Origin of the sequence: Domibacillus sp. PGB-M46 (assembly GCF_022668875.1) — a bacterium.
Classification (GTDB): domain Bacteria; phylum Bacillota; class Bacilli; order Bacillales; family Domibacillaceae; genus Domibacillus.
In genome coordinates this window covers 1-25,981 of sequence record NZ_JAKGCR010000011.1, presented here as the reverse complement: position 1 = coordinate 25,981, position 25,981 = coordinate 1, and the positions used below count along the sequence as shown (strand labels likewise).

At 43.6% G+C, this 25,981-nt stretch carries 31 protein-coding genes; all 31 read right to left on the bottom strand.

What is annotated here, in order from left to right; genetic code table 11:
• Positions 1-62 precede the first annotated feature (62 nt).
• Entirely contained in the window at positions 63-563 is a 501-nt protein-coding gene (locus L2D08_RS13870) for a chemotaxis protein CheD (RefSeq protein ID WP_242234448.1), read from the bottom strand.
• Positions 553-1,194: a chemotaxis protein CheC gene (locus L2D08_RS13865; protein ID WP_242234447.1), complete on the bottom strand. Its 642-nt coding sequence runs from the start codon at positions 1,192-1,194 to the stop codon at positions 553-555. The genes L2D08_RS13870 and L2D08_RS13865 overlap by 11 nt, the downstream gene beginning before the upstream one ends.
• Positions 1,195-1,204: 10 nt before the next feature.
• Positions 1,205-1,642 (bottom strand): chemotaxis protein CheW, encoded by a 438-nt coding sequence (locus L2D08_RS13860; RefSeq protein WP_242234446.1) that lies wholly within the window; start codon positions 1,640-1,642, stop codon positions 1,205-1,207.
• Between the two features lie 13 nt (positions 1,643-1,655).
• On the bottom strand, positions 1,656-3,695 hold the full coding sequence (locus L2D08_RS13855; protein ID WP_242234445.1) for a chemotaxis protein CheA: 2,040 nt from the start codon (positions 3,693-3,695) through the stop codon (positions 1,656-1,658).
• A 6-nt stretch (positions 3,696-3,701) separates the two neighbouring features.
• A complete protein-coding gene (locus tag L2D08_RS13850) occupies positions 3,702-4,793 on the bottom strand; it encodes a protein-glutamate methylesterase/protein-glutamine glutaminase (protein ID WP_242234444.1) in 1,092 nt (363 codons plus the stop codon).
• Entirely contained in the window at positions 4,790-5,680 is an 891-nt protein-coding gene (locus L2D08_RS13845) for a MinD/ParA family protein (RefSeq protein WP_304653933.1), read from the bottom strand. The genes L2D08_RS13850 and L2D08_RS13845 overlap by 4 nt, the downstream gene beginning before the upstream one ends.
• On the bottom strand, positions 5,677-6,792 hold the full coding sequence (gene flhF, locus L2D08_RS13840; protein WP_242234443.1) for a flagellar biosynthesis GTPase FlhF: 1,116 nt from the start codon (positions 6,790-6,792) through the stop codon (positions 5,677-5,679). The genes L2D08_RS13845 and flhF overlap by 4 nt, the downstream gene beginning before the upstream one ends.
• On the bottom strand, positions 6,789-8,825 hold the full coding sequence (gene flhA, locus L2D08_RS13835; RefSeq protein WP_242234442.1) for a flagellar biosynthesis protein FlhA: 2,037 nt from the start codon (positions 8,823-8,825) through the stop codon (positions 6,789-6,791). Before flhA ends, flhF begins: the two co-directional genes overlap by 4 nt.
• 22 nt (positions 8,826-8,847) lie before the next feature.
• Positions 8,848-9,924: a flagellar biosynthesis protein FlhB gene (flhB, locus tag L2D08_RS13830; RefSeq protein WP_242234441.1), complete on the bottom strand. Its 1,077-nt coding sequence runs from the start codon at positions 9,922-9,924 to the stop codon at positions 8,848-8,850.
• 1 nt (position 9,925) lies between these two features.
• Entirely contained in the window at positions 9,926-10,702 is a 777-nt protein-coding gene (fliR, locus tag L2D08_RS13825; RefSeq protein ID WP_242234440.1) for a flagellar biosynthetic protein FliR, read from the bottom strand.
• 6 nt (positions 10,703-10,708) lie between these two features.
• On the bottom strand, positions 10,709-10,978 hold the full coding sequence (gene fliQ, locus L2D08_RS13820) for a flagellar biosynthesis protein FliQ (RefSeq protein WP_242234439.1): 270 nt from the start codon (positions 10,976-10,978) through the stop codon (positions 10,709-10,711).
• Between the two features lie 12 nt (positions 10,979-10,990).
• Positions 10,991-11,656, bottom strand: a complete 666-nt coding sequence (gene fliP, locus L2D08_RS13815) for a flagellar type III secretion system pore protein FliP (RefSeq protein ID WP_242234438.1) — start codon at positions 11,654-11,656, stop codon at positions 10,991-10,993.
• Entirely contained in the window at positions 11,649-12,320 is a 672-nt protein-coding gene (locus tag L2D08_RS13810) for a flagellar biosynthetic protein FliO (protein ID WP_242234437.1), read from the bottom strand. Before L2D08_RS13810 ends, fliP begins: the two co-directional genes overlap by 8 nt.
• 13 nt (positions 12,321-12,333) lie before the next feature.
• Positions 12,334-12,699, bottom strand: coding sequence for a response regulator (locus tag L2D08_RS13805; protein ID WP_242234436.1), 366 nt, complete (start codon positions 12,697-12,699; stop codon positions 12,334-12,336).
• Between the two features lie 23 nt (positions 12,700-12,722).
• The gene (gene fliY / locus L2D08_RS13800) at positions 12,723-13,898 is read right to left on the bottom strand and encodes a flagellar motor switch phosphatase FliY (protein WP_242234531.1); all 1,176 of its coding nucleotides are present in this window, start codon (positions 13,896-13,898) and stop codon (positions 12,723-12,725) included.
• The gene (gene fliM / locus L2D08_RS13795; protein ID WP_242234435.1) at positions 13,885-14,889 is read right to left on the bottom strand and encodes a flagellar motor switch protein FliM; all 1,005 of its coding nucleotides are present in this window, start codon (positions 14,887-14,889) and stop codon (positions 13,885-13,887) included. The genes fliY and fliM overlap by 14 nt, the downstream gene beginning before the upstream one ends.
• Positions 14,890-14,920: 31 nt before the next feature.
• Entirely contained in the window at positions 14,921-15,370 is a 450-nt protein-coding gene (gene fliL / locus L2D08_RS13790) for a flagellar basal body-associated protein FliL (protein ID WP_242234434.1), read from the bottom strand.
• Positions 15,360-15,581, bottom strand: coding sequence for a flagellar FlbD family protein (locus L2D08_RS13785; RefSeq protein WP_242234433.1), 222 nt, complete (start codon positions 15,579-15,581; stop codon positions 15,360-15,362). Before L2D08_RS13785 ends, fliL begins: the two co-directional genes overlap by 11 nt.
• A gap of 67 nt (positions 15,582-15,648) precedes the next feature.
• Complete coding sequence (gene flgG, locus L2D08_RS13780; RefSeq protein WP_242234432.1) at positions 15,649-16,443, bottom strand: flagellar basal body rod protein FlgG; 795 nt, start codon at positions 16,441-16,443, stop codon at positions 15,649-15,651.
• A 75-nt stretch (positions 16,444-16,518) separates the two neighbouring features.
• On the bottom strand, positions 16,519-16,908 hold the full coding sequence (locus tag L2D08_RS13775) for a TIGR02530 family flagellar biosynthesis protein (RefSeq protein WP_242234431.1): 390 nt from the start codon (positions 16,906-16,908) through the stop codon (positions 16,519-16,521).
• Between the two features lie 13 nt (positions 16,909-16,921).
• The gene (gene flgD, locus L2D08_RS13770; RefSeq protein ID WP_242234430.1) at positions 16,922-17,587 is read right to left on the bottom strand and encodes a flagellar hook assembly protein FlgD; all 666 of its coding nucleotides are present in this window, start codon (positions 17,585-17,587) and stop codon (positions 16,922-16,924) included.
• Positions 17,588-17,590: 3 nt separating this feature from the next.
• Positions 17,591-18,934, bottom strand: coding sequence for a flagellar hook-length control protein FliK (locus L2D08_RS13765; protein ID WP_242234429.1), 1,344 nt, complete (start codon positions 18,932-18,934; stop codon positions 17,591-17,593).
• Between the two features lie 54 nt (positions 18,935-18,988).
• Positions 18,989-19,606, bottom strand: coding sequence for a MotE family protein (locus L2D08_RS13760; protein ID WP_242234428.1), 618 nt, complete (start codon positions 19,604-19,606; stop codon positions 18,989-18,991).
• A 7-nt stretch (positions 19,607-19,613) separates the two neighbouring features.
• Positions 19,614-20,060 (bottom strand): flagellar export protein FliJ, encoded by a 447-nt coding sequence (gene fliJ, locus L2D08_RS13755; protein ID WP_242234427.1) that lies wholly within the window; start codon positions 20,058-20,060, stop codon positions 19,614-19,616.
• 3 nt (positions 20,061-20,063) lie between these two features.
• Complete coding sequence (gene fliI / locus L2D08_RS13750; RefSeq protein WP_242234426.1) at positions 20,064-21,380, bottom strand: flagellar protein export ATPase FliI; 1,317 nt, start codon at positions 21,378-21,380, stop codon at positions 20,064-20,066.
• Positions 21,381-21,383: 3 nt separating this feature from the next.
• On the bottom strand, positions 21,384-22,142 hold the full coding sequence (fliH, locus tag L2D08_RS13745; RefSeq protein ID WP_242234425.1) for a flagellar assembly protein FliH: 759 nt from the start codon (positions 22,140-22,142) through the stop codon (positions 21,384-21,386).
• The gene (gene fliG / locus L2D08_RS13740; RefSeq protein ID WP_242234424.1) at positions 22,135-23,148 is read right to left on the bottom strand and encodes a flagellar motor switch protein FliG; all 1,014 of its coding nucleotides are present in this window, start codon (positions 23,146-23,148) and stop codon (positions 22,135-22,137) included. The genes fliH and fliG overlap by 8 nt, the downstream gene beginning before the upstream one ends.
• Positions 23,149-23,157: 9 nt before the next feature.
• Positions 23,158-24,726 carry a flagellar basal-body MS-ring/collar protein FliF gene (fliF, locus tag L2D08_RS13735; RefSeq protein ID WP_242234423.1) on the bottom strand — a complete coding sequence of 523 codons (1,569 nt, stop codon included), beginning with the start codon at positions 24,724-24,726 and terminating at the stop codon, positions 23,158-23,160.
• Between the two features lie 36 nt (positions 24,727-24,762).
• On the bottom strand, positions 24,763-25,068 hold the full coding sequence (fliE, locus tag L2D08_RS13730; protein WP_242234422.1) for a flagellar hook-basal body complex protein FliE: 306 nt from the start codon (positions 25,066-25,068) through the stop codon (positions 24,763-24,765).
• 21 nt (positions 25,069-25,089) lie between these two features.
• Entirely contained in the window at positions 25,090-25,542 is a 453-nt protein-coding gene (gene flgC, locus L2D08_RS13725) for a flagellar basal body rod protein FlgC (protein WP_242234530.1), read from the bottom strand.
• Complete coding sequence (flgB, locus tag L2D08_RS13720) at positions 25,539-25,937, bottom strand: flagellar basal body rod protein FlgB (RefSeq protein ID WP_309241356.1); 399 nt, start codon at positions 25,935-25,937, stop codon at positions 25,539-25,541. The genes flgC and flgB overlap by 4 nt, the downstream gene beginning before the upstream one ends.
• Positions 25,938-25,981 lie beyond the last annotated feature (44 nt).

Sequence of the window (25,981 nt, the reverse complement as noted above, 5' to 3'; positions counted from 1 at the left end):
TATTTCTTTTGCCAACAATATACACTAAAAAGCAGCGGACATCAGTCCGCTGCTCGCTCGAATTAAATCTTTTGTTCTCCCTTATTAACCGTCCGAATATGCAAAAGGAACGTCATTGGATCGAATTCAATCGTTCTGCCACTGCTGCCGCCGGTATCTTCTGAAAGAATAGGAATATGGGCTTGTTGCAGCTGTTCTTTTACAGCAGCTACATTCCGGGGGCCAATTTTCATTAAATCAGAACCTGATTTAAATTGAAACATCTGGGCGCCTCCCGCTATTTTTGCCTTCAGGCGGCCTGGACGAACCCCCTGTTTTGCAAGCTCCGCAATCAGCGCTTGAATGCCCGTATCGGCAAATTTGGCTTTATTTTTAATATCAGCTTTTGCAAGATTGGAATCCGGGAGCATCACATGAACCATTCCCGCTATGTGGGATACTTCGTCGTAAAGAACAACCCCGACACAGGAGCCGAGCCCGGAAGTTCGAATCATATTCGGCGGCTTGACAATATTCATGTCGGCGATACCGACTTTAATGATTTCACTTATTTTATTTATCATAGCCTGCACCAAGCGCTTCGAACAAAATAGGAAAAGAATCCGGTGACAGAAGAAGAAAGAAATGGCCTTTGACCGTTTCAACGTCTCCCTCATCCGTTTCCGTTAAAATCGTATCAATGACGATGGTATAATCGCTGTATTGAGAGATCTCAAGCAGCCCATAGCTAATGATTGCGCCAAACATATCCACCGCCAGTTCTGGTACGGAAGGCTGCAGCTTGAGCTGTGTAAAATCTCCCAAAGCAGACAAGTATGAACCAGATAAAATATTGCCCATTTCCTGCATGGCGGAAAAGCCCATCGTATGTGTATTATGATCGCGGAATGTAAAAGATTCGTCACCCATTAATTTTTGAATAAAACGATTGGCTTCTTCAACAGCCAGCATAAAAAACATATTGCCGCCTGCTTCCCCTTCAATTCGCAGGCCGACACTGACTACTTCCTTTTCAGAGCCGCCGGTTAGCTCCATCATTTCTGCAAAAGGAACAATCCGGACGTTCGGGACCTTCATATCAATTTTCCGGTTTAACAAAGTGGAAAGGGATGTCGCCGCATGACCTGCTCCTATATTGCCTGCTTCTTTTAAAATATCAAGGTGAATGGGTTGAATTCTATCAATATAATTCATAGCAGCAGCCTTAGTTGAAAATCTTTTGCAGGCTCAGCATAATAAGCAGCCTTTTTTCAAGTTTTGCTACACCTGTTATATACTCATCTCCAAGTGAGCCTACCACTTCGGGCTGAGGCTCAATGGCATCTACCGGAATATCAAGTACGTCGTTGGCGCCGTCTACAACCAGTCCCACCTCAATATCACCGAAAGAAGCAATAATAATACGGGTTGACTCATCATATTGTTTATCCGACAAACCGAAACGGCTGCGGAGGTCAATAATCGGCGTTACAACCCCTCTTAAATTAATAACCCCTTTCACAAAAGGAACTGTTCCCGGGACACGTGTAATATGCATTAACTTCTCAATAGAATAAACCTGGTGAACAGGAAGTGCATATTCTTTATCTACCAGCTGAAAAGCTATCACTTTTACTGTTTCAGATGCAAGGATTTCACTCATTTGATGCACCTCCTTATTTAATCAGCGCATTGCAATCTACAATCAGCGCTACTTGTCCGTCTCCGAGTATAGTCGCGCCGGAGATCGCAAAAACATTTGATAAATAGTTTCCGAGTGATTTAAGCACTACTTCCTGCTGTCCGATAAATGAATCTACCACTAATCCAGCCATCTTTTCGCCTTTGCGGACGAGGATAACAGAGTAAAAATGGTCGTCATCTTCTTCATGTGGCACAGAGAAAATATCCTCTAAAAACAAAAGAGGTACTACCTTTCCACGAAAATCAATGACCTGCTGGTTATGCGCATTCATAATATCTTCTTTTTTGACAATCGCCGTTTCAATAATAGAAGACAAAGGAATGGCATATTTTTCTTTTTCCACTTCGACGAGCATAACAGAAATAATCGATAGTGTCAGCGGCAGCTGAATGGAGAAGATGGATCCTGCTCCTTCTTGAGAATCGATGGTAATGGAGCCGCCCAGCGATTCAATGGTTGTTTTCACAACATCCAACCCTACGCCGCGTCCCGATAAATCAGAAATCACTTCAGCTGTTGAGAAACCAGATGCCATAATGAGCTCAAAAATCTGGCGGTCTGTCATTCCTAGAGCCTGCTCTTCTGTTACGATTCCTTTATCAAGCGCTTTTTGAAGAACGCGGTCTTTATTAATCCCGGCTCCGTCATCTTCAATTTCAATAAATACATGGTTGCCGCTATGGTACGCTTTTAGTTTAATCGTTCCTTCAGCCGGCTTGCCTTTTGAAAGACGGACTTCCGGCATCTCGATTCCGTGATCTCCCGCATTCCGAATTAAATGAACGAGCGGATCGCCAATTTCATCGATCACCGTACGGTCAAGTTCTGTTTCCGCACCGATAATTTCCAAGTTGATTTGTTTTCCTAAATCCCGTGATAATTGACGGACCAGCTTTGGAAAACGGTTGAACACTGTTTCTACCGGAACCATGCGCATGTTTAAGATAATATTTTGCAAGTCGCCTGAAATGCGTGACATGCGTTCTACGGTTTCATTCAGCTCGGTATGATTTAACTCTGCCGAAATAGATTCAAGCCGTCCCCGGTCAATCACAAGCTCTTCAAACAAGTTCATTAAAATATCAAGGCGCTCAATGTTTACCCGAATGGTTTTATTAGAGGCAGCCTGCTTCGACGATTTGGCTTCGCCTTTTTCTGTCTCTGCCGGCTGTTTCTTAGCTGTTTCCTGTGCAGCACTGTCCCGTTTTGGCTGAGGCGCTGCAGGCAGAGGGGAAGCAGGCTTCATTTCCGGCTCGGTTACAGAAGTAATTTCTGTTACCTGCACCCGCTCTACTTCAGACACTTTCTTTATTTTTTCTTTAATATCGCCTGCCGGTTCTTTTGTAATAAGCGTGACCGTAAAGGTTTCATCAAATTTCTCTTCTTCCAGCTGCTCAGAGGAAGGAGAGCTTTTGATCACTTCTCCGCATTTCTCAAGCACCTCAAACACCATAAATACACGCGCGGCTTTTAACACGCAGTCCGGTCGAAGTGAGACGGCGATTTCTAAACAGGTGAATCCCTGCTCTTTTGATTGATTAATCACTGTCCATTCAAACTCGTCATACGAAAGGGCAGCTGCTGGCTGGTAGGCCGTGGGAGCCGCGGGAGCTTCAACCGCTGCTGCTGCTTCTCCCTGTTCAATAATCAGAAGTTTTTCTACGATAGCTGAAACGTCCCTTTTGCCGTCTCCTCCTGCTGCAATATCTTCTACCATTGCTTCAAGGTCATCTACAGAAGAAAAAACCGTATCCATTATTTGCAAGGATACAGATATTTGATGGTTACGAATTGCGTCAAGGACATTCTCCAATTTGTGGGTTAAATTGGCCAAATCTTCGTATCCCATCGTTGCAGACATCCCTTTTAACGTATGGGCGGAGCGGAAAATTTCATTTACAATCGCGATATTTTCCGGATCTTTCTCTAATTCAAGCAAATGCTCGCTCATTGCTTGAAGATGTTCTTTGCTTTCATCAATAAAAATTTCTAAATACTGATTTGTATCCATACGTGTTCACCTCTTATTGTATACGTGCTTAACAATGGCTGAAGCAATCTCGTCGACCGGCACTACATCATCAACAAGGTGTGTTGCAATGGCTGCTTTTGGCATCCCATATACCACACATGTCTCTTTCGCTTCCGCAATAGCCTTTACAGTTCCAGTTTCTTTTAATGTAATAAGCCCTTCCGCTCCATCCGACCCCATTCCAGTCATAATGACTGCTGTTTTTTCAAGGTCATGTATAGCGGCGGCAGAACGGAATGTCGCATTGGCTGCAGGACGGTGTCCGCCTTCTGGAGGCAATTCATCTAATGCAATAACGGTGGATGTCCCTGTTTTTTTCAAACGCAGATGCTTTCCACCCGGTGCGATATACACTATGCCATTTTGCAGAATTTCACCATCTTCGCCTTCTTTCACCCGAATTTCGGACAGTGAATCAAGCCTGTCTGACAAAGACTTTGTAAAACCAGGCGGCATGTGCTGAACAATCACGACCGGAGCCGGAAGCGAGGCTGGAAGTTTAGTCACTACATGCTGCAAGGCGCGCGGCCCTCCAGTAGAAGTCGCAATCAGAACCAGTTTATTCATTTTTTTGCTGCGAATTTGGGGACGCACAGCGTTTGTCTCTGTATATTCGCTCTCAGCCGGAGGAGAAATAACAGCAGTTTTTTTTAATATAGCGGGCTTCATGCTGATATTTGCTTTTGATGCACCCAGTACTTTTCCAATCAAGATATCTTTAATTTTGTGAAGATCAAGCGAGATCGTTCCTGATGGTTTTGCAATAAAATCAACTGCGCCAAGCTCAATCGCTTTCAGTGTTGTTTCCGTTCCTTCTTTCGTTAAGCTAGACAACATCACCACTGGACACGGCTGCTTTTCCATAATAGCTTTTAAAGCCTCCAGCCCATCCATTTCCGGCATTTCAACATCAAGAGTGATCACATCTGGTTTAAGCTCCAATGCTTTTTTTACACCATCTCGTCCATTTCGGCCAAAGGCTATCACTTCAAGCTGAGGATGTTCGGATAAAAACTCGGAAATCAACTTTCTCATAAAAGCGGAGTCATCCACTACGAGAACCTTTTTTGTGTTCATTCGTGCCCTCCTCTTTCTGTAAAGAAGCGGCGCAGCTTACTTATAAAACGGGATCCTTCCTTGAAGGTTTCCTTAGGCTCCTCTGCGTATTGATGCACAATTTGCTTAAAAGAAAATGAGATTTTTGCTTTTGGAAAGGAGAGAAGAAATGGCTGTCCCATTTTCACTGCTTTTCTCACTGCGGAATCCTCCGGAATGGCTCCAAGAAAAACGGGCTTTACATTTAAAAACCGATGCATCGTACTGCCCAAACGCCCAGCAGTTTCCTGGCCTTCTTTTCTTGATTCCACGCGGTTACAAATTAAATAAAAGATTTTTTGCGGATCGCGCATGTGAATAAATTTCATCATAGAGTACGCATCCGTCATAGCAGTTGGTTCAGGCGTCGTAACTGTCAATACTTCATCAACCGCTTGAAGAATATTTAAGCTTTCTTTTGTAGCTCCTGCCCCCATATCGAAAAGGATAAAGTCAAATTCTTCCACCAGTGACCGAAGTCCTGAAATCCATTTTTCTTGATAAGCTTCTTTCCATTCGAATAGGGACGAAAATGCAGAACCCCCGTGAATGTAGGAAAGCCCCTCAGGTCCAGCTTGGATAAGCTGAGTAAGCGGAAAGTCCCTTTCAAAAAAATCAACAATCGATAATGAGGGGTTCCCATTAATTAAATGATAAATATTACCCATACCAATGTCCATATCAAATAGCAAAACTTTTTTATTTATTTTTGCAAGCCCGACCGCTAAATTAACAGAAATGTTTGTTTTTCCAACACCGCCCTTGCCGCTTACAATAGCCAGCGTTCGAGCTGCTTTTTGATTATAAGGCCTTGACTGGACTGATTTTCGCATCATTTTTTGACGAAGCAGTTCCGCTTGGTCTTTCATGCTTTCCAGTCCTCAAAAATGTAGTTTACTAATTGTTCCGTCGAAAATTCGATCAAGTCATCTGGTACATTTTGACCATTAGAAACGAAAGCAGTATGCCGTTTATACGTATGCATTAAATTAAGGAGAGCCCCTTTTGTTTTTGTTTCATCAACCTTTGTGAAAATAAACCCGTCTATTTGTAAAGATGAGAAATTTTGAATAATTGCATGTAAATCTTCTTCTTTTGCTGTTGCACTTAATACGAGGAAATAAGCTGATTCTTCGGGACGCTGCATGATCAACGGCCGAAGATCCGCCACATACTGGCCATCGAGATAGTTGCGTCCTGCTGTATCAATAAAAACAGCGTCAGCCGAGCTCAATTCCTGCATACACTGGTTCATGTCTTCCCTTGAATAAGCTACTTTCATTGGTGCATTCAAAAGCCCGGAATACGTTTTCAGCTGCTCGATGGCCGCAATCCGGTATGTATCTGTTGTAATAAAAGCTACTTTTCGATTAAAATCAAGCACCTGCTTTGAAGCAAGCTTTGCAATGGTTGTGGTTTTGCCCACTCCCGTCGGACCGAGTAAATAAGAAAACTTTACTCCCGCTTTGTTGGATGAGCTGGAATCCGGCAGACAGCTCTTTAAATAAAGAAGTGTCCACTCCCTTATTTGCCGGGCTGTGGCTGCTTCTTTTTCGGTATGCCATTTTTCAAACAAATAGGAAGCCGTTTGGTCAATCCATTCTTTCGCTATTCCATGCCGGCTTAACTGATCAATGGCCGGCTGCAGCATATCCGGATACAAAGCGGAAGAAGCCGTTGATCTTTGAAGGTCCTGAATCATTTTTTTCATATCGTTCATTTCATTTTTTAACTCTTCGGGAATTATGGAAGCTGGCTTTTCCTGCAAAGCCGGCCGCTTCACTTCCGGCTGTGCAGGCACAGCAGCGGCTGCAGGATCGACTGCTGCCACCACCTCAATGTTTTTTTTCTTAAATAAGCCGAAAATCCCACCCGAGTAAACCGTTCTTGACTGCAAAATAACGGCCTGGGCTCCCAATTCTGCTCTGACTTTTTTCATCACTTCCGGCATAGAAGGCGCAAGATATTTTTTTACTTTCATTCGATGGTCACCACCCCTGTACTTTGCACTTCCACACTTGGTTCAAGCTCATTATAAGACAGCACCGGTATTTGCGGAAAATAACGCTCTAAAAGCTGCCGTACATACATCCGAATAGCAGGAGAACAAAGAATAACAGGCGATTGCTGCATAAAAGATGCTTGTTCAACCTGCTGGGCCGTCGCTTCTAAAATACGCTGCGAATCATTTGGATCGATAGATAGATAGTTTCCATGTTCGGTTTGCTGCACACCATCTGCAATCAGCTTTTCAATTCTCCCTGACAGCGTGATAACGTTCAATGACCCGCTCTCATCTGCAAACTGCATGGTAATTTGGCGGGCAAGCGCCTGCCTTACATACTCTGTCAGCAAATCGGTATCTGAAGTCATTTTTCCGTAGTCAGCCAGGGTTTCAAAGATGATCGGCAGGTTACGGATAGATAAGTTTTCTTTTAACAGCTTTGACAGCACTTTTTGCACTTCTCCAACAGAAAGTGGATTTGGTGTTACTTCATCTACTAAAATCGGATATGTTTCTTTTAAATGGTCGATTAACTGCTGTGTTTCCTGGCGCCCTAAAAGTTCGTTTGCATATTTTTTAATCGTTTCCGTTAAATGGGTCGACACAACACTTGGCGGATCAACAACAGTATAGCCGAAAATTTCTGCCTGCTCCTTTGCATCTTCTGTAATCCATTTTGCCGGCAGGCCGAATGATGGCTCAATCGTGTCAATGCCTTCTACTAAATCATCTTCTTCACCAGGGCTCATTGCCAGATAATGATCCAGCAGCAGTTCCCCGCCTGCCACTTCACTGCCCTTGATTTTCATACGGTATTCATTTGGCTGAAGCTGAATATTATCCCGGATGCGGACAACCGGAATAACCAGGCCGAGCTCAAGTGCCAGCTGGCGCCTGATCATTACGATACGATCAAGCAAATCTCCGCCTTGATTTGTATCGGCGAGCGGAATTAAGCCATACCCAAATTCAAATTCAATCGGGTCTACGGTCAGAAGGTTCACCACAGATTCTGGACTTTTCAACTCTTCCATTTCTGTTTCTTCCTCAGACGGCACTGGATCCTCCAGATCTGGTTTCGGTACCCGGTTCATCATATAGCCGCCGTATGCAAGACCGGCTGCAATAGGAATGGTTAACAGATCCGTAATAGGCGTAGCAATGCCTAACAGAAAAATCGTTCCTGCTGCGATATACAGCATAGAAGGATAACGTAAAAGCTGTGCGGTAATTTCTTCTCCTAAATTTCCGTTAGAAGCTGCACGGGTTACAACAATACCTGTTGCGGTTGTAATAAGCAGTGCCGGCACTTGTGAAACGATTCCGTCCCCAACCGTTAAAAGAGAGTAACGGGCAGCCGATTCAGCAAAAGATAGATCCTGCTGCATCACACCGATGACCATGCCGACAATTAAGTTAATGATAACCATGATAATACCGGCAATTGCATCTCCTTTAACAAACTTTGTTGCCCCATCCATCGCACCGTAAAAATCGGCTTCACGGCTGACTTTTTCCCGGCGCTCGCGTGCCTGGGCTTCAGAAATCATCCCAGCATTCAAATCTGCATCAATACTCATCTGTTTTCCCGGCATGGCATCGAGTGTAAACCGTGCTGCCACTTCCGATACACGCTCGGCTCCTTTTGTAATGACAACAAACTGGATGATAACCAGAATAACGAAAATAACCATCCCTACTACAACATTACCGCCAACCACGAATGTCCCGAATGTCTCGACAACGCCCCCAGCTTCGCCGTGACTCAATATGGAACGCGTTGTCGACACATTCAGGCCAAGCCGGAATAACGTCAACAATAAAAGGAGCGACGGAAACACAGAAAACTCCAGCGCTTCTTTCATGTTCATGGAGATGAGCAAAACGAGAAGCGCAAGAGAGATATTCATGATAATGAGCACACTTAACAGCCATGTTGGCAATGGAACGATCAGCATGGCAACGATTAAGATCACGCTTAGTAAAACCGAGAGGTCTCTTGCTTTCATTTTTTTCTCTCCCAACGAAAAATTACAATTTATTTTTTATTCGATATACATATGCTAGAATTTCAGCAATGGCTTTAAAGAATTCTTCCGGAACTGAATCGCCTATTTCCGTTTGATCATGAAGAGCCCGTGCAAGCGGCCGGTTTTCAACCATCATGACCTCATTTTCTTTAGCCACAAGTTTAATTTTTTGCGCTAGATAATCTGTGCCTTTGGCCACTACATACGGAGCATCTCTTTTGGATTCATCATACTTTAGCGCAATGGCGTAGTGAGTCGGGTTAGTGATCACGACGTCTGCATTCGGCACTTCCTGCATCATTCGGCGCATAGCCATTTCTCTTTGTGTCTGGCGGATTTTTGATTTAATGAGCGGGTCACCTTCTGAGTTTTTATGCTCATCTTTAATATCCTGCTTGGACATACGCAGACTTTTTTCGAAATCATACTTTTGGTAAAAGTAATCCAAAACCCCTAGAACGAGTAATGCGGCGGCGGCGGCTAAACCCATTTGTACGGTAATGGAACCGACAAACGGAAGCGTATCTTGAATAGGCTTTAGGGCCAGCTTCAATACTTCATCCATGTTTGACCATAAAATAACAAAAGCAGCCGTACCGACAAAACCAATTTTCAAGATTGATTTTAATAACTCTACAATCGCCCGCATTGAAAAAATCCGTTTAAATCCTTTGATCGGATCAAGCTTGTCAAGCTTTGGTTTAATAGGCTCACCTGTAACCAGCCATCCTACCTGGGCGTAATTGGCGACGACTCCCGCCGCCACTGCCGCTGCCATAAATGGACCGACAATTATTAGACCTTGTTCCATCATTTCAAATACAATCGTTTTTAAGTTCGCTTCCGTGACTTCCATCATCATGTAAGTTTGAAGCGAATGTTCAAACATATGAAAAATGTTTCTGCCCATTGAAGCAGCAAACAGCGATAAAAAACCGAACAGAACGAGCAGGCTGACCGCTGTGTTCAAGTCCTGACTTTTTGTAACCTGGCCTTTTTTACGGGAATCCTGCTTTTTTTTCGGCGTGGCTTTTTCTGTTTTTTCACCTGCAAAAAACTGTAAATCTAATTTAAGCACGTTATCCGCCTCCAAAAATCGTCATTAAATCCCGCATAGTGAGAAGCATCATTTGAAACAAATGACGAACAAGCGTGAAAATCACACCCATTACAATAAACATAACCGCAAAGGCCACCCCAATTTTCAATGGAAAGCCCACTACGAAGATGTTTAGCTGCGGCACGGTTCGTGCTACCACACCAAGCATCACATCCGTTAAAAATAAAACGGCTACTACAGGCATTGACATTTGAAAAGCGATCATAAATACACTGCTGAACGTTCTCGCCATATAATGAGCCGTTTCCTGATTGCCAAATGGAAAAGTAAGCTCGTTGATCGGGATGAGCTGGTAGCTGTAGAAAATGCCATCTAAAATAAGGTGATGCCCATTTAAGGCAAGCAGCATCAATAACGAAAACATGTATAAATATTGGCCCATCAGCGGGCTTTGAACCCCCGTCTGCGGGTCAATAACATTTGCAATTGCAAAACCCATTTGAAAATCAATAAAGCCGCCGGCAATTTGAATAGCCGATAAAACGATAAATCCGGCCATGCCAATTAAAAGACCCACCATGGCTTCTTTTAAAATAAGCAAAATATATTCCCCATTGATTTCAATGGGTGCGGCATCGATCGTGTAATACATCGTCCAGGCAAGCACTAACGAAAAAGCAGCCCGGTGCTGTGCGGGAATGGTCCGATATGAAAACAACGGCATGGTCACAAAAAAAGCCGATACACGGACAAGGACAAGCAAAAAAAGAGATGGATCTGGCATTAATTCTGTCATACTTATTTAACCAACAAATCTCGTTAAATTAGTAAAAATATCCGATGTATAGGTGATCATTCGCTCCAGCATCCATGGGCCAAAAAAAATCAGGCCAATTAAAACACCCGCAATTTTTGGCACGAACGCAAGCGTCTGCTCCTGAATTTGCGTTGTTGCCTGAAAAATACTTACAATCAAACCGATCCCAAGTGCCAGAAGCAAAAGCGGCGCGCACACAATTAAAGTTGTATATACCCCTTTTTCAGCCAGGGAAAGAACCATTTCTGTATTCATGTTGTCACCTTCCTAAAAGCTTTGAAGCAAGGATTCTATTACGAGATACCACCCATCAATTAAAACAAACAGCAGGATTTTAAAAGGAAGGGAAATCATAACGGGCGGCAGCATCATCATTCCCATAGACATAAGGACACTTGCCACAATCATGTCGATTACAAGAAACGGAATAAAAATCATAAAACCAATTTGAAAAGCCGTTTTGATTTCGCTTAGTGCAAAAGCCGGCACAAGCGTTGTCAGCGGAATGTCGTCAATCGATTTTGGCTGCTCTGCCTGAGTGTAATCCAAAAACAACTGTAAATCTTTTTGGCGGGTCTGCTCGCTCATAAACTCTTTAAATGGGCCGCTCGCCAGCGAGTATGCTTCATCAAGATTGATTTCTTCATTGAAAAGCGGTGTTAATGCTTCTTCATTCACTTCCTGTAAAACCGGAGACATAATAAAAAAGGTTAAAAAAAGAGAAAGTCCAAGTAAAACCTGCGTTGGCGGCATTTGCTGCGTGCCGAGAGCTGTCCGGACAAACGATAACACAATAACAATTCGTGTAAAACAAGTCATGAGAATTAAGATACTCGGCGCCAGGGATAAAACGGTTAACATTAACAGCAATTTAACAGATGTTGATACATTTTCCGGGTCGCTTGAATTAAATATTTCCATAAATTCATTCATCTTGTTTCCGCTCCCTGTCTGCCAATTCCCGCATAGCCTGCTCCCGTTTTTTCCTGAGCTCATGCATTTTTTGTTCAAATTCCTGCTTGAATGAAGCAGGTTCTTTCTCTTCGCTTTGTCTGCCCAGCCGTTCTTTCAGTTTGCTCACAAGTTCAGCAGGCTGAATCATTTTGTCTGATTGGTCTTCATAGCGGCTGACTAAGTCACCCCGCTCAGCCGGATCGTCAATTTCTTTTAAGAGGGATACATCGTCTCCTACTCCTAAAACCAGGACGCGATCTCCTACTTTTACAACTTGAATGGACCGGCTGCCTCCAAGCGGCGTGCCGCCTAAATGCCGAACAATATGCGTTTCCTGATAGGAACGGCTTTTTTTGTTCACAAACCGAAGCAGAAAATAAAGAAGCGCCACCACAAAAGCAAGTGCCGCAATCACCCGAATAATTTCCCAAAAACTGATCCCAACTGAAGTGGTAACATTTTCATCGGCATTATCCTGGCTGTTGTTCGCGGCCGGCTGTTCCTGCTGGCACGAATCTGGATTGTTTATGCAATCTTGTACACTACTTTTATCGGAAAGTGCTGCTCCGGCAACGATCTCATTGCCGGAAAACAACACAAACGCTAATAAAAGCGCAAAAGTCGCTTTTATAAATAAGTTCATGAACCATCACACCTTAAGAAGAAAGCACTTTAGAAATAGCCTCGATCACCCGATCAGCCTGAAACGGTTTGACAATAAAATCCTTGGCTCCTGCTTGTATCGCATCAATAACCATTGCCTGCTGCCCCATAGCTGAGCACATGATAATCTTCGCGCTGGCATCTGCTGCTTTAATTTCTTTCAAGGCAGCAATCCCGTCTTTTTCCGGCATTGTGATATCCATTGTTACAAGATCCGGTTTCAATTCAGCATATTTTTCAACAGCCTGCGCACCATTTTCAGCTTCGCCTACTACCTCATACCCATTCTTCGATAAAATGTCCTTGATCATCATGCGCATAAATGCGGCGTCATCCACCACTAAAATTCGATTACTCATCAGAAAAACCCCCTGTATTCCATTTAATTTAAATTTTTTAATCGGTCAGCCGGACTTGCAATATTTGTAATCCGGACGCCGAAGTTTTCTTCTATTACAACCACTTCGCCTCTGGCGATCAAACGGTTGTTAACAAGTACATCAACTGGCTCTCCAGCCAATTTATCCAGTTCAATAATAGAGCCTGATGTTAATTCTAAAATATCTTTCACGTTCCGGTTTGTACGGCCAAGTTCGACCGTTACCTGAAGCGGGATATCAAACAGCATGTTTAAGTTGCGCGCTTCCTGGTCTCCAAGCTGAGGTGACTGAAACGAAGAAAAAACGGCCGTTTCAACTTTTGCCTCAGAAGCTTGTCTGCCTGTATTTTGTCCCATATAAACCGGTTCCTGAGATGCTCTCGCCGGCATGGACGGAGGCTCCGCAGGCGGCGGTGGCGCCTGGGCAGCAGCCGGTTTCGTTACCGGGGCCTGCTGAATCGGCGGCGGAGCTGCTTCCTGCGGCGCTGGATTCAGCAGCTCCGTGACAAGCTGCTTCCCGAATTGAAGCGGGATCAGCTGCATAATATTTGAATCAATCAGGTCCCCCACCGTTAAGCGGAACGATATTTTGACGAGCAGCTCCTGCTCTGGAATCGTCTCCTCCCCCTCTCCCTCATGTAAATTTAAAAGAGAAATCGACGGCGGGGAAATATCCACCCTTTTATTGAAAATGGTTGACATGGAAGTAGCGGCTGAACCCATCATTTGGTTCATCGCTTCCTGCACGGCACTTAGCTGCAGCTCTCCTAAATCAGGCGCTACGCCTACTCCACTTCCACCAAGCATTAAATCGGCAATAATAGCCGCATCATTTTGATGAATCACAAGCAGATTTGCCCCGGCAAATCCTTCGGTGTATTGAACCTCAATCGCCGCATACGGATGTGGAAACTCATCTTTTAACCGGCTTTTTTCTACAACTGATACGGTAGGTGTTGTAATCTCTACTTTTTGGTTTAGCAGGCTTGAAAGAGCCGTTGCCGAGCTGCCGAATGAGATGTTGCCGATTTCACCAAGCGTATCCTGTTCGAATGCGTCTAAATATTCTTCCACATTTTTAGTGGCTTCAAGCGCTGCGCTTTCTTCTGTATCATCGCTGTCTCCGCCTCTTAACAATGCATCAATCTCTTCTTGTGAGAGCATATCATCGCTCATCATCATCTTCCCCTCCTTTCACATAATCAAGCACCTGAACAGCCAGTTTTCGGTTTACACGCCCGGGCTGTGCTGAAAATTTCGGTACATTCCCTACTTTTATCGTAAGTGCGTCGCCAACTACTGTATTTAAGCTGATTACATCTCCTTCTGTCATCGTTAAGAACTCTTCAATCGTGATAGCCGTTTGGCCAAGCTCTGCGATAACCGGCAGGGAAGCTTTTTTGATCCGACTGTCCAAATTTTGCGCTTCCTGTGGGCTGCGTTCCTTTTTGTCAGGATTTTGCATCCAGTAGTGTACAGAAAGCTTTGGAATAATAGGTTCCAAGACAACATGCGGAATACAGATGTTGATCATGCCTGTTGTTTCTCCAATCGTTGTATTTAACGAGATCACTACGACGGTTTCGTTTGGGGAAACCATTTGCAGAAATTGCGGATTCACTTCAAAATCAGTAGCGATTGGATCGATTTCTACAACATTAGACCATGCTTCTCGGTAATTTTCAAAAGCATGATCAAACATATTCGACATGATCCGAGTTTCAATTTCTGTTAAATTTTCTACTTTATTGACACTTACACCCCGTCCGCCGAGAAGACGGTCCAGCATCGCATAAGCGACATTAGGATTTACTTCCATGAGGATCCGTCCCTCAAGCGGCGGAACTTCAAATACATTTAAAATCGTCCGGTTTGGAATCGAGCTGATAAACTCTCCGTAAGGAATTTGATCAGCAGATACCACTTCAAGCTGCACGTATGTACGAAGCTGTGCCGCAAAGAAGGTCGTCAAAATCCGGGCAAAGTTATCATGCATTCTTGTTAAACTTCGAATCTGGTCCTTTGAAAACCGCAAGGCACGTTTAAAATCATATACCTTTACTTTCTTTTCTGCTTCTTCTTTCTTTAACTCATCCGCATTCATTTCCCCCGTTGACAAAGCGGACAAGAGGGCATCAATTTCATTTTGAGACAAGATTTCTCCTGACAATTATCTCACCTCCGATCAAGTGCAGGTATCGCTACTGAATGATATAGGAAGTAATGTATACTTTCTCTACTTTTCCTTCCTGCATAATACTATTTAAATTTGTTTTTAGCGTTTCCGTTAGTTTCTGTTTTCCGGCTTCGCCTTTTAAGTCATCCGCTGTCATTTCCGATAACTCTTGAATAATGATATCTTTCGCCTGGAAGTCCCGCTTTGTCATTTCTTCCATCGCTTCCTTGCTGTCCATTTGAATTTTAAATGAAATACGGATAAAGTCCTCTGAAGCAAGGTTTGTTGTCATTTCAGGAATATCTACAGACGATTCAAGCACTTCATCAATAGATGGCTCTTTTTGAGCTTCTTCTCCGCCTGAAGCGCGCAAAATAATAATTACGGCGATCGTACCGGCCAGCAGGATAACAGCCAGCAGTACAATCATAATAGTTAGTAATTTATTTTTCGGCGCTTTTTGTTCATTCTCCATCCTGTTCCTCCTCCGCTTTCACTTTTCCAAGAAGCGAAATGCGTGCATAAAACGATTCAATATCCGTCCTTACCCGTTCATGCGGTTCGAGAACAACATACTTTTTCCCGTTGGTTAGTGTAATTGTGGTGTCCGGAAAGCTTTCCACTGTTTCTATGTAAATAGCATTTAACGAGAACGGTTTGCCGTTCAGCCTTGTCACAGTAATCATTTATAACCAGGGCTGAGCTGAAGAGCTCCGCCCTGTCCCTCCCCTGCAAAGAGTAAAAACAAAAGGTTTAACGCTTCAAACTCATTAGTTCCTGCAAAATTTCATCCGATGTTGTAATGATTCGCGTATTGGCCTGAAAACCACGCTGCGCAACAATCATTTCACTGAATTCCTCAGAAAGATCAACATTAGACATTTCGAGAGTCCCCGGCACAATCGTTCCTCTTCCTTCTTCACCTGGAACCCCAACGTTATCATCCGGTGCCCCCGAGTTATTTGTCTCCTTGTATAAATTCTCCCCTGTTTTCTCTAATCCGTCCGGGTTCGCAAATTTCACAAGAGAGATAGTGTCAGCCGTTTGCAAATCACCGGCAGCGTCTATATAACTAACAACTCCATCTGCACCAATACTAATGCTTTGAGCATCTACAGGAATATTAATTTGGCCACCTTCACCTTGTAAATACAATCCATCAGAATTTACAATATTACCCTCTTGATCCAGAGAGAAATTTCCTGCTCTTGTATAAAAAGTAGTTTCACCATCATTTACTTGAAAAAAGCCGTCTCCTGAAATTGCCAGATCTAGTGTTCTTCCTGTTGTCTGCAATGAACCTTGAGTATGAACCGTATCAATTGCTGCCAGTTGTGAACCCAGTCCTACCTGGCGAGGATTTGTACCTCCCCTGTTTTCTGTGGTTGCACTGGCACCGGCAATGGATTGAGAAACCATATCTTTAAACATGACGCGCCCTTTTTTAAATCCGTGTGTGTTTACGTTTGCGATATTGTTTCCGATGACATCAAGTTTCACTTGAAAGTTTTTCATCCCATTAATTCCAGAATACATTGAACGTAACATAGTTCTTTTCTCCTTTCGAATTCGTCCGCGTCAATCGGTCAGCAGACGGTTGGCCTCCTGTTCGGTCCAGCCAGTTTAAAGTGTGTCCATAAGAATAGCACCGTTGATATTGGTAAAAAGATGTGCAGCTGCTTCTTCACGGTTCATCGCCGTAATAATAGTATGGTTTTGTGCGCTTGCCACAAGCGCGGCATTTTTCAGTACAACGAGTGAATCGATTACCCCTTTTGACTTGGCCTCCGAAAGTTTCTCACCAATCAAGTTCCATTCTTTTTCATTCAAATGGATCCCCCGCTCTGTTAACCGCTGTGCGGCATGCTTGGAAATGATCAGCTCTTTTGTTGTTGCGGTGACCGTTTTAAATGTTTCATTAAACGTTGACACAGTATTTTGTGCTGACTGCTTTTTAGCTGGCGGAATGATGGGCTGACGTATTCCATGAACCATTGGATTGACTGCTTTCATTCTCATCAACCGCCTATTCGATTTTTATTAAGGCAGAAGCTGCGATTTTTTCACCGTTTGCAAGCTGCAGCCAAATCTGCCCGTCTTTCATCGAAACGGATTGAACAGCCGCGCTTTGTCCATCATCTTCTGCGCCCCATGTGACCGTACGGCCAATTAAATAGCTCGCTTCCACTAATGGATTTGAACTGACTGCGCTGCCTGGTTCTGTCGTGCCTGCCGAACTTGTGCCGCCGGTTAATTCAGAAATATTCGCTGGTTCGAGTACCGTTCCATCTGTTAACGTAAACTGGACGCTTTCGCCAGCAAATTTAATAGAAGCAATGGTTCCATTTCCTGTTTCGACAATCGGCTGTCCATCTGCATCTGTTTGATCGCTCATTTTATGCCATACAACATCTTTGCCAACAAAGGATTGATAATTAATCATTTGTGAAGCCGTTTGCGCCTGCACCATTTTTTCAATCGTTGTGGTCATATTGACCATTTGCTCAAGAGATGTAAACTGGGCCATCTGCGCAATAAAGTCTTTGTCTTCTACCGGATTCATCGGATCTTGATTTTGAAGCTGAGTCATTAAAAGCTTTAAAAATTCATCTTTGCCGAGCGCACTGTTGCCTGTTTGTTTCGTTTGAGCCGGGTTATTGGCCAAATAAAGTGAAGGATCAATTTTCGACATTTATTACACCTCCAATGTAACGTTTTGCAATGCTTCCTCAAAAGTAGAAAGCATTTCAGTCTCATTCTGCTCTGCTGATTCCTGTTCCGGCTGTTTTTGCTCCTGCTGGCGCTGCTGCTGGGCACCTCGGTCAAACAGCTGCTGTTTCGTTTCCGGACTTATAATATCCAATTTATCGATTGTCACGTTTTGCTGGCTGAATGCATGCTTTAGCTGGTGGGCATTTTGTTCAAGCAGTTCTTTCACTGTTTGAGTCGATGATAAAATTTTAGCCGTCATCACCCCGTTTTGCTGAAGCAGTTCAATACGGAGAGAGCCTAGCTGTTCCGGATAAAGCTTGATCAGCATTTTTGTTCCATTTGGCATTTTCAGCATGCTAGAGCTGCCCAAAATTTGTTCGAACTTTTCGATAAACTGCTCCATGTTCATCGGCCGCGGCGCTGTTTTCACGCTCATCACAAACTGTTCTGTTTTAGAGAGCGGATGAAACAACGGGTTAACAGCTTCTGCAGCCTGTGCAGCGGTCTTTGCAGAAGCAGCTTTGCTTTCAGTCGATTCTCCTGGCCCTTGGATACTTTTGTAGTTTATAAATGCTGCCTGCAAACTCGCTTGATTTACAGGAGTAGTATTGGCTTGAAGACCGGCAGCACTCTGCAGCCCCGTTTGTTTTGTTTGTAGAAGGACGTTATTAAGCTGCTGTTTTACCAGTACTTCTGCATTTTTCAATGCAGTTTGTAATGCTTGAAAACGAGGCTCCGGCTTTTGTATATGCTGGGCAAAATAGTTTATGAGCTGTGCTGCCCTTATGGCTGTTACGACGAATCGCTTATCGGCTTCTTTTAATAAAGGCGGCACTTGTTCACTAAGCCGGCTTATTAAAGCTGTTAACTGTTCAATTGGCAGCGCTTCGTCTGTTTCCGGTTTTCCGGTATCCTCTAATGGATTATCTAAATCCGCTTCTTCTGCACTTCCATTTACTGTGTGAATTAGCTTCTGGAGAAAATGCTGCAGTGTTTCCGCATCCGTTTGCAGTAGAACCGCCAGTTCTTGGAGCGTGGGCATTTCTCCTTTTTCAACAAGCTCTTCGGCTAGTGTTAAAAGCTCCGCTTTTTTTCCAACTAATTCTTCTGCCGGCTCAGAGCCGTCAGCACTCTTGAACAAAGAAGCCAACAGAGCAGATAAGTCATTTGAATCAGTACTTGTGGATGGGGCTGGGTTTTGGACAGCCTGTTGAACAGAGCCAAGCAGCAGGCTGCCAAATACTCCTGTACTGCCCGATCCGGCTGGATTTGCCGAAGCTCCGTTAGATAGCGGGAAAGAATTGGTTCCTAAAGTAATCTGCATCATTTGTCACTCCCCCTTTTTTCCTCCCGCAATATCTTACATTTTACTCCATATTCTTTATTCATTCGATAATATTTTTGTATATTCAGCGGCTTTTTTTGCGTCTAGGTTTTCAAGAACCGCTGCTTGTTTTTCAACACTTAATTTTTGCAAAATCGCGACTGCTTCATTGTTTGTTAAGTTCGTAATAATACCGGCAATGCTTTCTTCATCCATTGATTCATACGTTTTGGCAACATTGTTCGCCGCACTTTTTTCTTCCGTTTCGGCTGTTTCTTTTTGCTGGTTCTGAAGCTGCTTAAGCTGGGCATTCAGCCGGTCCTGCTCTGTTAACAATTCTTCGATTTCCGCTTTGGAGCTTTCAAGATCATCCGACAGCTGATCAACCTGTGCTTGTTTGTTTTTAATTTCCGCCTGCAGCTCTACTACTTTTTCGCTGTCTGTTTTGCCGTCTTGTTCGGTTGCTCCAGTCCATTCTGATACATAGGGAATATTTGCTGCTACTTCCTTTGTTTTTTCAAATACGTTTACGCCGGCAATCGTCATGACAACCAGACCAACAGTCAGCGCAAACAATAAGGGAATAACAACGATAAACAGCAGCCATTGAAAAAGATTGTAACTGTTTTTTTCCTCCATATCAGCCGGAACTTTTTTTTTCTTTTTTCCTGCCATGTGTTCATCACCTGATCTTTCGGTTCATAAACTGAATGGATGAAAGCTCGTCCATTTGCTTTGCTTCTTCTGAAGCTGCCCATTTGCGATAATGCGTTAATTCATTCGCTCGGATTTTGCTGTATTTTTTTACTTCTATATTTTTTTCCTTTAGCTGCTGTTCACACCATTGCATTCGGCCGCGTGCTGTTACAACAACTCGCTGCTGCTGATCAATTAATTTTTCCAAATTCGAGATGAATTGCTGATAGTGCTGAATATCGAGCACAGAAAAACCAGATTTCATTTTTTGTTCCTGCACAGCGATTAAATCTTCTTTTCTCTTCAACAGCTCATACAGTTTGTTTGCTTCCGTTTCAAATTGGCTCTGTGCTTCTCTAAATACGTCCTCAGACTCCTCTTTTTCACGTTCACGAAGCTGCATAATTTTCTCGAATTTATAATTAAATGACATGCATTAACTGTCCCTTCCTTGGGCTAGATGAACTAAACCGGCTTCTGTTTCATCCAGTCCGGCCTGCTCGTCCGTCCGCTGTTTTAAAAACGAGAGAATCGGCTGATAGTTTTGAATGGCTCTATCAATCTCAGCGGATGACCCTCTTTTATATGCACCGATGTTAATCAAATCTTCAGAGTTTAAATACGTATTTAACGAATCCCTTACTGCTACTGCCGCATCATAATGGCTTCGGCTGACAATATGGGGCATAAGACGGCTGACACTTTTTAATACGTTTATAGCTGGATACTGCCCCTTGTTCGCGAGCTCACGGTCTAACACAATGTGTCCATCCAATATTCCCCGCACGGCATCTGCAATCGGTTCATTCATGTCATCGCCATCTACGAGCACTGTATAAAAAGCGGTAATCGTTCCATGTTCGTTTGTTCCTGTGCGTTCTAGCAGCTTTGGCATAATTGCAAAAACGGATGGCGTGTATCCTTTGGTGGCAGGAGGCTCTCCAACAGCCAGCCCGATTTCACGCTGTGCCATGGCAACCCGCGTGACTGAATCCATCATAAGCATGACATTCAACCCTTTATCCCGAAAGTACTCGGCAATGGCTGTAGCGGTAAATGCTCCTTTAATACGCATCAGTGCCGGCTGGTCTGAAGTGGCGGCTACTACAATCGACTTTTTCATACCTTCGGGGCCAAGGTCCCGTTCAATAAATTCACGCACTTCACGACCGCGCTCCCCAATCAAAGCAATGACGTTTAAATCTGCTTTTGTATTGCGGGCAATCATGCCAAGCAGTGTGCTTTTCCCCACACCGCTTCCTGCAAAAATACCGACCCGCTGGCCTTTCCCGACTGTCAGCATCCCATCAATAGCCCGCACACCGACTTCAAGCTTTTCCCGTATTGGCGGTCTTGTCATCGGGTTTGGCGGATCTGCTTCTGTTTCAATCGGCGTCAACGTCCGCGGCAGCACGGAATCGTCAAAAGGTTCTCCAAGCGGATCAATAATTTTGCCGATCAAAGCCGGTCCTGATTTTACTTGAAGAGGGTGACCGAGTGATTCTACAAGGCTGCCCGGTGAAATTTCGTTTATATTCCGGTATGGCATTAAGATCATCATTTCATCCCGGAACCCGGTTACCTCGGCCATAATGGTTCGTTTATTGTCTTTCGAGTGGATCAAACAAATATCACCAATAGAGCTTTCCGGACCCTGTGATTCAATCATTAAGCCAACAACCCTTTTTACCCGTCCATATCTTTTAAACGAATCAAGAGTCGGGATCATATATTTTAAATCCTGTGCTTTCATCTCTTATTCACTCTCCAGCAATTGAAGCAGCGTTTTACGCAGCTGGTGCAGCTGTGTATCAACGCCGGCATCAATTCGGCCATTCGATGTTTCAATAAAGCAGGCGTTTTCCTCCGCTTCTTCATTCGGAAAAATATAGCAGTTGATTTCATTTGGGAATAGAGCTTCTATTTCATCTTTTTGTGAAATGACCAATTCGTATTTTCCTGGATGAACATGAATTTGAATTTCCTTTTGGTTTTTTGTTTCTTTTAATGCTGAACGAATGATACTCATAAAAGCATCTTCGTTTTGGCCAAGCTCCGTACGCAGAATTTTTTCTGCGCAGATAACAGCAAGCTCTATGATGGTACGTTCTGACCGCTCAACATTTTTTTCATATTCAATTTTCGAAGATGCCACGATAGAATATGCTTCTTCAATCAGCTCTTTCATCTCATTGTATCCGGCTGCTCTTCCTTGTTCTGCTCCTTGCTGAAACGCCTGGTCATAGGCTTCTTTTTGCAGGCGTTCTTTTTCCTGCATCCAGTTTTGCTGCCAGGCGGCAGATTCTTGTTCGATCCGCTGCCGCTTCGTTTCAGCCTCTTCTAAGATTCTTTGTGCCTGGCGTTTTGCTTCTTCCAACACTTGTGACCGTTCATAAGAAAAATCCGGTGCAACTGCTTCTTTTTGTTCACTGTGTGTGTAAATAGGCTTTATGCCAATGATTCGTGTACCCGCTTCTTGTTCTACCGGCCACTCATACCGTTGAAAATTAGACAATAATATCATCTCCTCCGCCACGGGCAATGATAATTTCTCCCGTTTCCTCTAGACGGCGAATCGTCGCAACAATTCGTGACTGCGCTTCTTCCACATCACGAAGCCGGACAGGACCCATATATTCCATTTCTTCTTTGAACGTTTCCACCATTCGCTGAGACATATTGCGGAAAACCACTTCACGCACTTCCTCGCTTGAAACTTTAAGGGAAAGCAGTAAGTCTTCATTTTCACAGTCGCGAATAACACGCTGAATAGAGCGGTTATCCAGTGTAACAATATCTTCGAACACAAACATGCGCTTTTTAATTTCTTCTGCCAATTCAGGATCCTGTATTTCAAGTGCATCCAAAATGGTTTTTTCGGTTGAGCGGTCTACACCATTCAGCACTTCAACGACCGCTTCCACTCCGCCTGTCTGTGTATAATCCTGCGTTACCGTTGAGCTCAATTTCCGTTCTAAAATCGCTTCAACTTCATTGATAATTTCTGGAGACGTGCTGTCCATAATGGCAATTCTTTTTGCGATATCCGCTTGAACTTCCTGCGGCAGCTCCGATAAAATCTGCCCTGCCTGCTGCGGATCCAAATAAGAAAGAATCAAAGCAATCGTCTGCGGGTGTTCATTTTGAATAAAGTTTAATATTTGTCCCGGGTCTGCCCGGCGAGCAAAATCAAACGGCCGAACCTGCAGGGACGATGTTAAACGGTTAATGATATTTTGCGCCTGGTCAGCACCAAGCGCTTTTTCAAGAACCGTTTTGGCATAACCGATCCCGCCTTGGGAAATATAATCCTGCGCCAATGCAATATTATGAAATTCTTCAAACACTTCTTCTTTAATCTCGGTATCTACTTTTTTTACACCTGAAATTTCCAGTGTCAGCCGTTCAATTTCTTCTTCTGATAAATGTTTGTAAACAGAAGCCGAGTAATCCGGCCCAAGAGAAATAAGCAGGATTGCGGCTTTTTGTTTTCCGGTCAGTTTCTTCTCACGTATCGCCATATTGCCCTCCTATTCCTCAGACAGCCAAGTACGAAGCAGTTTTGCAAACTCTTCTGGTTTTTCCTTCGCCATTTTTTCCAGCTGTTTCCGTCTTGTGCTGCTCTCTGTTTCAGTCAACGGTTCTTCAATCTCTTCTTCGAATTCTTCCTCGAATTCTTCTTCTTCCTCACGGCGTCTTCTTAGCATCATAAAGACGAGCACACCAATAATGACAAGAAGAATAGCCCCTATGAGATATACCCACCATGGAATAGAGGATGTTTCTTCTTCCTCAAATGTAACTTTCCCATTTAATTCCTGAACTGAAACCGTAATTTTATCTTCAAGTGCCTGGTCTGTTAAATCAGTATTGTAGCTTTCATCAATAGACGTTCTGACAATGTTACCGAGCAGCTGCTGGATTTCTTCCACGCTTTGGTCAGGCATAGAGTCTGGATCATCCGGCGTTGGCGGCTCCACCATAACCTGGATACCTAAGTCGCGGATCTTATAAGGACTTTCTTTGATTTCCCGGCGAATCCGGTTTACTTCGTTATTGACCGTTTCCTCTGTCCGCTCGTAATCGCCTGTACCTGTTGCTCCTTCAAGGTAAGAAGTGGCTGTATCCCCTTCTTCTTCTGCCTGCGGAACGCCTCCTGCGCCTGCTGCATCCCCTGAATAGGTTTCGGTAATTCTTTGAGCACTGATTTGAATGCCTTCCATATTTTCTTCGTCAACCGGTTCTACCAGGTTTTCTTCTCGATTTTCCTGGGTAAAGTCAATATCGGCTGTAACCGTTGCAACCACTTTGTCCGCGCCCATCAGTGTGCCAAGCATACTTTGTACCTGGCGCTGCACGTCGCGTTCCACTTGTTTTTTCACAGCCAGCTGCTGCTCGAATGAATCGCCCGAACCGCTTCCTGCACTCGCAAGGTCGTAGTATTCAAAATTTTGATTCATAATGGCAATATTTTCGACAGGAAGGTTCGGGACACTTTTGGATACTAAGTGATAAAGGGACTTAATTTGTTTTTCATCAAATTGATAGCCTGGTTCCGTATTCAGCACAACCGAAGCAGATGCTTTTTCTGCTTCATCGGTAACGAAAATTTGCTGCTGCGGCAGGTTAATCATAACCTTCGCATCTTTTACTCCATCAATCTCAGAAATAAGATTGCTAAGCTCGGTCTGCATCGCATCAAGCTTAAGAACATTAAATTCATTGTCCGTCATTCCGAACCCGGCATTTTCGCTGAAAAAGCTGTAATCAATCGTACCGGACTGCGGAAGGCCTTCAGCGGCTAGATCCACTTTGAGCGTATCGACGGATTCTTCCGGCACAAGGATACCTGTTCCTCCTTCAGTCACTTCGTACGGAATACCCCGGCCGTCGAGATTTTCTTTTACAGCACCGATCTCTGAAGGAGCAAGCTCGCTGTAAAGAGGAACCATTGTCGTTCTGCTAGTCAAAAAAACAATGAGTGACAACGCAATAACAAAAAGAGCAAAGGATGATACTCCAATCACTTTTTGTTTTTTTGACCGGCTGTTCCAATATTCTTTTATTCTTGCAAGCTGTTGTTTTATATTTTCGTTCATTACAATCCCCCGGTCACTTCATTCGGTCATGATCTATTACATCTGCATCCGCATCATTTCCTGATAAGCTTCTACAGCTTTATTACGGACTTCTAATGTTAACTGCATGGTGATGCCTGATTTTTGAGCGGCTGACATCACTTGATGGATATCGACATTTTCACCATTGATCATTTTTGCCGTCAGCGAACTTGACTCCGCTTCTGTTTTCATCACAGTATTCAACGAATCTTTTAAAAAGTCTGCAAATTTTTGCTGGGACTCGTAGGGTGTAGCTGCTTTTTTTAAAGCAGCTGTTTCGATCGCAGGTGTAGAAACCGCATTTAACGCTTCAATCGCCATTTAAATCATCTCCTTGTTTCCTTATTTCCCAATTTCAAGCGCTTTAGTCATCATAGCCTTTGAAGCATTGAAAACCGTTACGTTCGCCTCATATGAGCGGGTTGTACTCATTAAATCAACCATTTCCCGTAAAGGGTCTACATTTGGCATACTTACATAGCCTTCTTCATTCGCATCAGGATGTTCTGGGTCATAAACCATTTTATTAGGTGTTTCTGTATCTTCCATGATTTTAGTCACTTTTACACCGTTTCCCGTTTCCTGGCGGTTCGACGCCATCTGCAAAAAGCTTGAAAACGAATTTCCTTTTGGCTGCAGCACAACGGATTTACGCTGATAAGGCTGCCATTCCCCATCCACAAGCTTTGCCCGGGTCGATTCAGAATTTGCCATGTTAGAAGAAATAACATCCATACGCAGACGCTGTGCAGTCAGGGCAGATGCCGTAATGTTCATTCCGTTAAACATATTTATCTGCCTCCTTTTATGATATTCGTCAGAGAAGAATACTTTGAACTAAGCCGGTCTGTCAGTGCATTATAATAAATTTGATTTTCTGCCATTTTGGACATTTCGGCATCTAAATCTACACTATTTCCATTTTCGTTATAGGACATATTTCGCGCAGTCATAATGACATGGTTTGGTGATTGAGCGGAAAAATCAAAATGACGGTCATCTGTTCTGTTGTTTTTAAAATCATTTTGATTATTTTCCAATATTTTCTTGAAGTTTACCTCTTTAGCCTTATAGTTTGGTGTATCGACATTGGCAATATTATCAGCAATCGTTCTTTGCTTTAAAGCCGCGTAATCCAAACCTCGTTCTAAAGAAGTGATTGAATTTGAAAATAGGTTCAATTTAACCACTCCATTACCTTGAATTCTTTAGTTATTTTGTTAATAAATTATAC